The organism is Brevundimonas sp. (assembly GCF_050729455.1).
Lineage (GTDB): Bacteria > Pseudomonadota > Alphaproteobacteria > Caulobacterales > Caulobacteraceae > Brevundimonas.
This window is the reverse complement of sequence record NZ_JBOHLI010000081.1, coordinates 1-8,312: the sequence shown is the minus strand read 5'-3', so window position 1 is coordinate 8,312 and position 8,312 is coordinate 1. Positions and strand designations below refer to the sequence as shown.

9 protein-coding genes are annotated in these 8,312 nt (G+C 66.3%); 3 read left to right on the top strand and 6 right to left on the bottom strand.

Annotated features, from left to right (window positions below):
* Positions 1–58: 58 nt before the first annotated feature.
* On the bottom strand, positions 59–442 hold the full coding sequence (locus tag ACREEF_RS14895; protein ID WP_431566352.1) for a Tat pathway signal protein: 384 nt from the start codon (positions 440–442) through the stop codon (positions 59–61).
* A 109-nt stretch (positions 443–551) separates the two neighbouring features.
* On the opposite strand from ACREEF_RS14895, the gene ACREEF_RS14890 reads away from it, so the two are divergent.
* On the top strand, positions 552–1,034 hold the full coding sequence (locus tag ACREEF_RS14890) for an RNA pyrophosphohydrolase (RefSeq protein WP_431566351.1): 483 nt from the start codon (positions 552–554) through the stop codon (positions 1,032–1,034).
* A gap of 216 nt (positions 1,035–1,250) precedes the next feature.
* Here the strand turns inward: ACREEF_RS14890 and ACREEF_RS14885 are convergent, their stop codons facing one another.
* The 5 genes from ACREEF_RS14885 to ACREEF_RS14865 all read right to left on the bottom strand — a co-directional run bounded on the left by ACREEF_RS14885 (position 1,251) and on the right by ACREEF_RS14865 (position 6,148).
* Positions 1,251–1,520, bottom strand: coding sequence for an ATP synthase F1 subunit epsilon (locus tag ACREEF_RS14885; RefSeq protein WP_300196953.1), 270 nt, complete (start codon positions 1,518–1,520; stop codon positions 1,251–1,253).
* Between the two features lie 3 nt (positions 1,521–1,523).
* Positions 1,524–3,047 (bottom strand): F0F1 ATP synthase subunit beta, encoded by a 1,524-nt coding sequence (atpD, locus tag ACREEF_RS14880; RefSeq protein WP_431566350.1) that lies wholly within the window; start codon positions 3,045–3,047, stop codon positions 1,524–1,526.
* 37 nt (positions 3,048–3,084) lie between these two features.
* Positions 3,085–3,963: a F0F1 ATP synthase subunit gamma gene (locus tag ACREEF_RS14875; protein WP_431566349.1), complete on the bottom strand. Its 879-nt coding sequence runs from the start codon at positions 3,961–3,963 to the stop codon at positions 3,085–3,087.
* A gap of 30 nt (positions 3,964–3,993) precedes the next feature.
* Positions 3,994–5,526, bottom strand: coding sequence for a F0F1 ATP synthase subunit alpha (gene atpA, locus ACREEF_RS14870; protein WP_431566348.1), 1,533 nt, complete (start codon positions 5,524–5,526; stop codon positions 3,994–3,996).
* 67 nt (positions 5,527–5,593) lie between these two features.
* The gene (locus tag ACREEF_RS14865) at positions 5,594–6,148 is read right to left on the bottom strand and encodes a F0F1 ATP synthase subunit delta (RefSeq protein WP_431566347.1); all 555 of its coding nucleotides are present in this window, start codon (positions 6,146–6,148) and stop codon (positions 5,594–5,596) included.
* 227 nt (positions 6,149–6,375) lie between these two features.
* On the opposite strand from ACREEF_RS14865, the gene ACREEF_RS14860 reads away from it, so the two are divergent.
* Both ACREEF_RS14860 and ACREEF_RS14855 read left to right on the top strand, forming a co-directional pair.
* The gene (locus tag ACREEF_RS14860) at positions 6,376–7,383 is read left to right on the top strand and encodes a cation diffusion facilitator family transporter (RefSeq protein ID WP_431566346.1); all 1,008 of its coding nucleotides are present in this window, start codon (positions 6,376–6,378) and stop codon (positions 7,381–7,383) included.
* A gap of 54 nt (positions 7,384–7,437) precedes the next feature.
* Positions 7,438–8,265 carry a TerC family protein gene (locus ACREEF_RS14855; RefSeq protein ID WP_431566345.1) on the top strand — a complete coding sequence of 276 codons (828 nt, stop codon included), beginning with the start codon at positions 7,438–7,440 and terminating at the stop codon, positions 8,263–8,265.
* Positions 8,266–8,312: the final 47 nt, after the last annotated feature.

Below are 8,312 nucleotides of genomic sequence, written 5' to 3'. Positions count from 1 at the left end.
CCGCTGGGTCCCCCGGTCTTCGCTTCGCTACGCCGGAGGATGACGAAAGGTGGAGCGCTTAGACCACCATCACCGTCCCGAGCAGCAGCCTAGCCCCCGGCTTGCCCAGCACGCGGTCGGTGGCGGCCTGCAGCGCGCGGCTCAGCCACTCCACGTCCGGCGGGGCGCCGGGCAGCAGGCGTTCGCCCGCCAGCCGCACGACTTCGTTGTAGGCGGCGCTGAGGCGCGGCTTGGACTGATCGGCGCGCGTGCGCAGCGCCGCATCGGCCACGTCGACCCCGACCTCGACCGTCATCACCCCCCGGCGGCCGTCGCGGCGCAGGATGGTGGCCGTGGCGGTGGGCAGGGGGATGTAGGCGTTGGCGGGCGCCCCGCCGCCTTCGCTCTTGCCCGAAGCCTCGGCTTCAGCGGCGACCAGGGCGGTGCTCAGGCCAGTGCTCAAGGCCGCGAGGCCGATCAATGCGCGACGATCCATGCCCCACACTGCCCCGCCGCCGCTTAAGGCCCGGTTACGGCTGGCGGGCGGTCGCGGCGCGGCGTAATCGGGACGAATGAGCCAGACCGATCTTTCCGCCTATCGTCCCAACGTGGGGGTGGTGCTGTTCAATCAGGCCGGGCAGGTCTGGCTGGGCCGCCGCGCCAAGACGCCCGAGCCGTGGAACTGGCAGTTCCCGCAGGGCGGCGTCGATGAAGCCGAAGACCTGGAAGCCGCCGCGCTGCGCGAGCTTCAGGAGGAGACCGGCGTCCGCTCGGTCGAACTGTTGGGCCGCACCGGGGGCTGGATCGTCTACGACTTCCCCGAGGGCATGGGCGGGCCGAAGGCGTGGAAGGGGTTCAAGGGCCAGAAGCAGGTCTGGTTCGCCTTCCGCTTCACCGGCGAGGACAGCGAGTTCGACCTGGCCGCCCACGGCGAGCCCGAGTTCGACGCCTGGCGCTGGGGGACGCTGGAGGAAGCGCCCGACCTGATCGTGCCGTTCAAACGCGAGGTTTATCAGCAGGTGGTGGCGGCGTTCGAGGACCTGCCGAAGAGCTGAGGCTTCCCCTCCACTACCGCTCATCCCGGCGCACGCTGGGATCCAGTCCTTTGGCCTAAAGGGCGCTGCCCGAAGCTGGCGAAATGCGAGCTGCGGCGGGTGTGGCTCTTACTGGATCCCGGCGTCCGCCGGGATGAGCGGGTTCTTGTATCGATGACACGAAAAAGGCCCCCCGCCGAAGCGAGGGGCCTTGATCTTGTCTGCGTCGCAGAAGCCTCAGGCTTCGACGATTTCCGAGGCTTCTTCGGCCAGGATGCTCAGACCCTCGCCGTTGACGTCGGCGAAGCCGCCCTTGACCGCGAACTGACGACGCGCAGCGCCTTCATAGACGGTCACGACGCCTTCGCGCAGGGTGGTCATGAAGGGCGCGTGGCCCGGCAGGACGCCGAAGTCGCCCTCGACGCCCGGCGCATCGACCTGATCGACCGAGCCCGCGAAGATTTCGCGTTCCGGGGCGACGAGGGAGAAGTTCAGCTTACCGGCCATGGATCAGACTTCCGCGGCCATCTTGGCGGCCTTCTCGACGACTTCCTCGATGGCGCCGACCATGTAGAAGGCGGCTTCCGGAAGGTGGTCGTATTCGCCGTCGCAGATCGCCTTGAACGAACGGATGGTGTCCTTCAGCTCGACGAACTTGCCGGGCGAGTTGGTGAACTGCTCGGCCACGAAGAAGGGCTGCGACAGGAAGCGCTGGATCTTGCGGGCGCGCGAGACGACCAGTTTGTCGTCTTCCGACAGTTCGTCCATGCCCAGGATGGCGATGATGTCCTTCAGCGCCTTGTACTGCTGCAGGGTTTCCTGAACGCGACGGGCGACGGTGTAGTGCTCTTCACCGATGACCAGCGGGTCCATGATGCGCGAGGTCGAGTCCAGCGGGTCCACGGCCGGGAAGATGGCCTGGGCCGCGATGTCGCGGTTCAGAACGGTCGTCGCGTCCAAGTGAGCGAACGAGGCGGCGGGCGCCGGGTCGGTCAGGTCGTCGGCGGGAACGTAGATGGCCTGGACCGAGGTGATCGAGCCCTTCTTGGTCGAGGTGATGCGCTCTTGCAGGTTGCCCATCTCGGTGGCCAGCGTCGGCTGATAGCCCACGGCCGAGGGGATGCGGCCCAGCAGAGCCGACACTTCCGAACCAGCTTGCGTGAAGCGGAAGATGTTGTCGACGAACAGCAGCACGTCCTTGCCTTCTTCGTCGCGGAAGTACTCGGCGATCGACAGGCCGGTCAGGGCGACGCGGGCGCGGGCGCCGGGGGGCTCGTTCATCTGGCCGTAAACCAGGGCGCACTTGGAGCCTTCGGTCGAGCCGTTGTTCTTGGCCGGGTCCACGTTCACGTTGGACTCGATCATCTCGTGGTACAGGTCGTTGCCTTCGCGGGTGCGTTCACCCACGCCGGCCAGAACCGAGTAACCGCCGTAAGCCTTGGCGATGTTGTTGATCAGTTCCTGCATGGTCACGGTCTTGCCGACGCCGGCGCCGCCGAACAGGCCGGTCTTGCCGCCCTTGGTGTAGGGGCAGATCAGGTCGATGACCTTGATGCCCGTGACCAGGATTTCCGACGAGGTCGACTGCTCTTCGAAGGTCGGAGCCTCGCGGTGGATCGGACGGTATTCCGTCGTCTTGATCGGACCGGCTTCGTCGATCGGCTGGCCGACGACGTTCATGATGCGGCCGAGCGTGCCCGGACCGACCGGCGCCATGATCGACTTGCCGGTGTCCACGACGGGCTGACCGCGGGTCAGGCCTTCGGTGGTGTCCATCGAGATGGCGCGGACCATGTTCTCACCCAGATGCTGGGCGACTTCGAGAACCAGGGTGAAGGGCTGGCCCGTCTTCTGGTCGACGTTCTGGGTTTCCAGCGCGTTCAGGATCGCCGGCAGGGCGCCGGTGAACTCGATGTCGACGACGGCGCCGATGACCTGGGCGATCTTGCCCTGGCCTGCGACGGCGGCGACGGCGGCTGCCTTCTTGGGAGCAGCCGGCTTCTTGGCTGCGGTTTTCTTCGTGGTGTCGGTCATCGTGCGTGTCCGTATCGGAATGTCTGGCAGGTCGGGATCAGAGCGCTTCGGCGCCGGCGATGATCTCGATCAGCTCGGTTGTGATCTGGGCCTGGCGTTTGCGGTTGTACTGGAGCGTCAGGCTGTTGATGAGGTCGCCCGCATTGCGCGTAGCGTTGTCCATCGCGGCCATTTGCGCGCCGAAGAAACCGGCCTGGTTCTCGTAGAGAGCGGCCAGAATCTGCGTCGTCAGGTTGCGCGGCAGCAGGGTCTCGAGGATTTCCTCTTCCGAGGGTTCATACTCGTAGACCGCGCCGTTCAGGTCGATCGGCTCAGCGTCGCCGGCAACGACGGCCGGGATCAGCTGGTTCGCGGTCGGAACCTGCGAGATGACCGACTGGAACTTGCTGTAGAACAGGGTGACGACGTCAGCCTGTCCGCCTTCAAAGCTCTCGGCGATCAGTTCGGCGATCGGCTGTGCGGCGGCGAGGCCCAGGACCTTGTGCTCGCTCAGCTCGAAGGTCTTGACGACTTTGTCGCCGAACAGGCGCGTCAGGGGATCACGCGACTTCTTGCCCACGGCGATGACGCGAACGTCCTTGCCGTTGGCGATCAGGCTGTTGATCCGGTCGCGGGCGGCGCGGACGACGTTGGACGAGAAGCCCCCCGCCAGACCCTTGTCCGCCGTGGCGACGACGATCAGGTGACGCTGGTCGGCGCCCGTGCCGGCCAGCAGTTTCGGCGCGCCGTCGCCCGAGACGCCGGCGGCCAGGTTGGCGATGACCGAGGCCATCCGCGACGCATAGGGGCGGGCGTTCTCCGCCTGCTCCTGGGCGCGCTTCAGCTTGGCCGCGGCGACCATCTGCATGGCTTTCGTGATCTTCTGCGTCGCTTTGACGCTTCCGATCCGATTGCGCATTTCCTTGAGGCTGGCCATCCGGCGCTACTCTCGCTCTCTGGTCAGGTCTTAGGCGAAGGTCTTGGCGAAGGCGGCCAGGACGTCCTTGAGTTCGGCTTCCAGTTCCGGCGTCAGCGCCTTCTTGGTGCGGATGCCTTCCAGCAGCGAAGCGTGGTTCGAGTGGACGCGGGCCAGCAGCTCGCTCTCGAAGCGGCCGATGTCCGACACCGCCACGTTGTCCAGGTAACCGCGCGTGCCGGCGTAGATCGACACGACCTGCTCTTCGACGGCCAGCGGCGAGTACTGCGGCTGCTTCAGCAGCTCGGTCAGGCGAGCGCCGCGCGCCAGCAGTTTCTGGGTCGAGACGTCCAGGTCCGAGCCGAACTTCGCGAAGGCGGCCATTTCACGGTACTGGGCCAGCTCGCCCTTAATCGAACCGGCGACCTGCTTCATGGCCTTGATCTGGGCCGAGGAGCCGACGCGCGACACCGAGATGCCGACGTTCACGGCCGGACGGATGCCCTGGTAGAAGAGGTCCGATTCCAGGAAGATCTGGCCGTCGGTGATCGAGATCACGTTGGTCGGGATGTAGGCCGAGACGTCGTTGGCCTGGGTTTCGATGATCGGCAGAGCCGTCATGGAGCCCGAACCATTGTCTTCGTTCAGCTTGGCCGAACGCTCCAGCAGGCGGCTGTGCAGGTAGAAGACGTCGCCTGGGTAGGCTTCACGGCCGGGCGGACGACGCAGCAGCAGCGACATCTGACGATAGGCCACAGCCTGCTTCGACAGGTCGTCATAGACGATCAGGGCGTGCATGCCGTTGTCGCGGAAGAACTCGCCCATGGCGGTGCCGGCGAACGGGGCCAGGAACTGCAGCGGGGCCGGTTCCGAAGCCGTGGCGGCGACGACGATGGTGTATTCCAGAGCGCCCGACTCCTCGAGCGTCTTCACGATCTGGGCCACCGTCGAGCGCTTCTGGCCGATGGCGACGTAGATGCAGTACAGCTTCGCCGACTCGTCGGTCGAGGCGTTGACCTTCTTCTGGTTCAGAATGGTGTCGATGGCGATGGCGGTCTTGCCGACCTGACGGTCGCCGATGATCAGCTCGCGCTGGCCGCGGCCGACGGGGATCAGGGTGTCGATCGCCTTCTGGCCAGTCTGCATCGGCTCGTGAACCGACTTGCGGGGGATGATGCCCGGAGCCTTGACGTCGACGCGGCGACGCTCGGTGAACTGGATCGGGCCCTTGCCGTCGATCGGCTCGCCCAGCGGGTTGACGACGCGGCCCAGCAGGCCCTTGCCGACCGGCACGTCCACGATTTCGCCCAGGCGGCGGACTTCATCGCCCTCGGCGATGGCGGCGTCCGCGCCGAAGATCACGGCGCCGACGTTGTCGCGCTCGAGGTTCAGGGCCATGCCCTTCACGCCGGCCTTGGGGAATTCGACCATTTCACCGGCCTGGACGTTGTCCAGACCGTGGATGCGGGCGATGCCGTCGCCGACCGACAGCACTTGGCCGACGTCGGAAACATCGGCTTCAACGCCGAAGTTGGCGATCTGCGACTTGAGGATGGCCGAGATTTCGGCGGCGCGGATGTCCATGGTGGGCTCTCTGGCTTTCGTCTTCGGTGCGGGCCCGCTGGCCCGGCTTGAACTTGGAATTCGGGGCTTAGGCGCGCTTGAGCGCGAACTTCATCTGGTCGAGCTTGGTCTTCAGCGAGGCGTCGAACAGCTTCGAGCCCACCTTGACCTTCAGGCCGCCCAGGATCGACGGATCGACGCGGGCGGTCAGTTCGGGATCGCGGCCGAGCGACGCGCGCAGGGCCGACTGAATGCTCTTGGTCTGGGCCGCCGACAGCGGCAGGGCCGAGACGACCTCGGCGGCCACGACGCCCGTCAGCTTGGCGTGCAGCGCCTGGAAGCCGGCGATCACGCCCGGCAGGTCGCGAGCGCGGCCGTTTTCAGCCAGCAGGCCGAGAAACTTCTTGGTCGTGGCGTTGAACTTCGCCTTGTCGGCGATGGCCGACAGGCCCTTGGCCTGGTCGTCAGCCGAAATGACCGGCGACCGAGCGAGACGGCGCAGGTCCGCACTGTCCAGCCAGGCGGCCTTCAGCGAGGCGAGATCGCCGCGCACGGCGTCGAGCGCCCCCGTCTCTTGCGAGAGGTCGAACAGCGCCTGAGCATACCGTTCGCCGACTTCCGTCGTTCTGAAATCGTCCGCCACGTAATAAAGGTCCGCGATTTGAAGCGTTTGGGTCGAGGCCGGCCGCGATCTCCCGCGCCAGCCAAGGGCTTGATTTGCTTGCAGAAAGCACACTTGGGACACATCTTTCGATGCATCCTTCGCTAAAGCCGCGCGGCTGATAGCACGCAAGGTCCCAGGTCGCAACCGACGGGGACGGAACGATAAGGTCGCACCCGCGCTCTTTTCGCGCGCTGCTAGGGGTTTCGATGGCCGCCTCGACCTCCAAGAACGTCATCTTCGCCGCCCTGGCGGGCAATGCCGCCATCGCCGCGACCAAGTTCGCCGCCGCCCTGTTCACCGGCAGCGCGGCCATGATGAGCGAGTCCATTCATTCGGCGGTCGACACCGGCAATCAGGTTCTGCTGCTGATCGGGTTGAAGCGCGCGGCCCGCCCGGCCAGCGAAACGCATCCGTTCGGCCACGGGCTTCAGCTCTATTTCTACACCTTCGTCGTCGCCGTCCTGATCTTCGGCCTCGGCGCCGTCATCTCCATCCTGCACGGCGTCGACCGCATCCGTGCGCCGGAACCGATCGAGAACCCCTGGGTCAACTATGTGGTCCTGGGCCTGGCCGTCCTGTTCGAGGGCGCGTCGTGGTGGGTGGCGCTGAGAGCCTTCAACCGCCAGCGCGAGGGCCGCCCCCTGCTGCGGGCGGTGCGCGACAGCAAGGACCCGACCGTCTTCACCGTCCTGTTCGAGGACACCGCCGCCCTGACCGGCCTGGTCATCGCCCTGATCGGGGTGGTCGCCAGCCAGGTCTTCGACCTGCCCATGATCGACGGCGTCGCCTCGGTGGCCATCGGGGTGGTGCTGGCGATCACCGCCGGCTTCCTGGCCTATGAAAGCCAGAGCCTGCTGACGGGTGAGGCCGCCGATCCCGCCACGCGCGCCGGCGTCGCCGCCATCGCCGTCGAGGAGCCCGGCGTGGTCGGGTTGAACGACCTGCGCACCATGCATTTCGGGCCGAACGAAATCCTGGTCGCCCTCAGCCTGGATTTCCACGACGATCTCACCGCCGCCGACGTCGAGAACACCGTCGCCCGGCTGGAGCAGCGCATCCGCGCCGCCTATCCGCAGGCCGGTCGCGTCTATGTCGAGGCCCAGAGCCTGGCCAACCACGCGGCCGTCCGCGCCGCCGTCATGGCCGCCGGCGGTCCCGGCGCCCTGGTGTCCGACGTGCCGGGTGCGACGACGTCGACGCGCGCAACCGCTTGATGCAACCTCACGCTACCGTTACCGCTAAGGCCTACATCACATTCTGGAACCCCGATGCTTGAAAGCATAACTCCCCTGCTGAGCGACCCCGCCGCCTGGGCCGCCCTCGTGACCTTGGTGGTCATGGAAGTCGTGCTTGGCATCGACAACCTGATCTTCATTTCGATCCTGTCGAACAAGCTGCCGCCCGAACACCGCCAGAAGACCCGCCGCATCGGCATCGGCCTGGCCCTGATCATGCGTCTGGCCCTGCTGGCCGCCATCGGCTGGATCGTCGGCCTGACGGCGCCCGTCTTCGACCTGGGCTTCCAGGGCGAGACCTTCGACACCGCCTTCAGCTGGCGCGACCTGATCCTGATCGCCGGCGGCCTCTTCCTCGTCTGGAAGGCCACCAAGGAGATCCACCACGCCGTCGACACCACCCCGTCGAACGACATGCTGGAGAAGGACAAGAAGGACGCCGTCATCAACAACGTCGGCTCGGCCATCATCCAGATCATCATGCTGGACCTGGTCTTCTCGGTCGATTCCATTCTGACCGCCGTCGGCATGACCGATCACGTGCCGATCATGATGATCGCCGTGGTCGTCGCCGTCCTGGTCATGCTGCTGGCCTCGGACCCCCTGGCTGACTTCATCGACAAGAACCCGACCGTGGTCATGCTGGCCCTCGGCTTCCTGCTGATGATCGGCATGGTGCTGATCGCCGACGGCTTCGGCGTCCACGTGCCCAAGGGCTACATCTACGCCGCCATGGCCTTCTCGGCCCTGGTCGAAGGGCTGAATATGTGGTCGCGCACCGCCCAGATCAAAAAGGACCGGGCCGAGGAAGCGGCGCAACTCGCGCTCAACAAGGCCGAGACCGCCGAGCCCGGCGTCTGATCCTCGCGACAGGCTGAAACGACGAAGCGCCGCGGTGAGAACCGCGG

Coding starts and splice junctions, on each gene's coding strand:
- atpD (WP_431566350.1), bottom strand. CDS start 3,047: ATGACCGACACCACGAAGAAAACCGCAGCCAAGAAGCCGGCTGCTCCC.
- ACREEF_RS14855 (WP_431566345.1), top strand. CDS start 7,438: ATGCTTGAAAGCATAACTCCCCTGCTGAGCGACCCCGCCGCCTGGGCC.
- ACREEF_RS14885 (WP_300196953.1), bottom strand. CDS start 1,520: ATGGCCGGTAAGCTGAACTTCTCCCTCGTCGCCCCGGAACGCGAAATC.
- ACREEF_RS14860 (WP_431566346.1), top strand. CDS start 6,376: ATGGCCGCCTCGACCTCCAAGAACGTCATCTTCGCCGCCCTGGCGGGC.
- ACREEF_RS14875 (WP_431566349.1), bottom strand. CDS start 3,963: ATGGCCAGCCTCAAGGAAATGCGCAATCGGATCGGAAGCGTCAAAGCG.
- ACREEF_RS14890 (WP_431566351.1), top strand. CDS start 552: ATGAGCCAGACCGATCTTTCCGCCTATCGTCCCAACGTGGGGGTGGTG.
- atpA (WP_431566348.1), bottom strand. CDS start 5,526: ATGGACATCCGCGCCGCCGAAATCTCGGCCATCCTCAAGTCGCAGATC.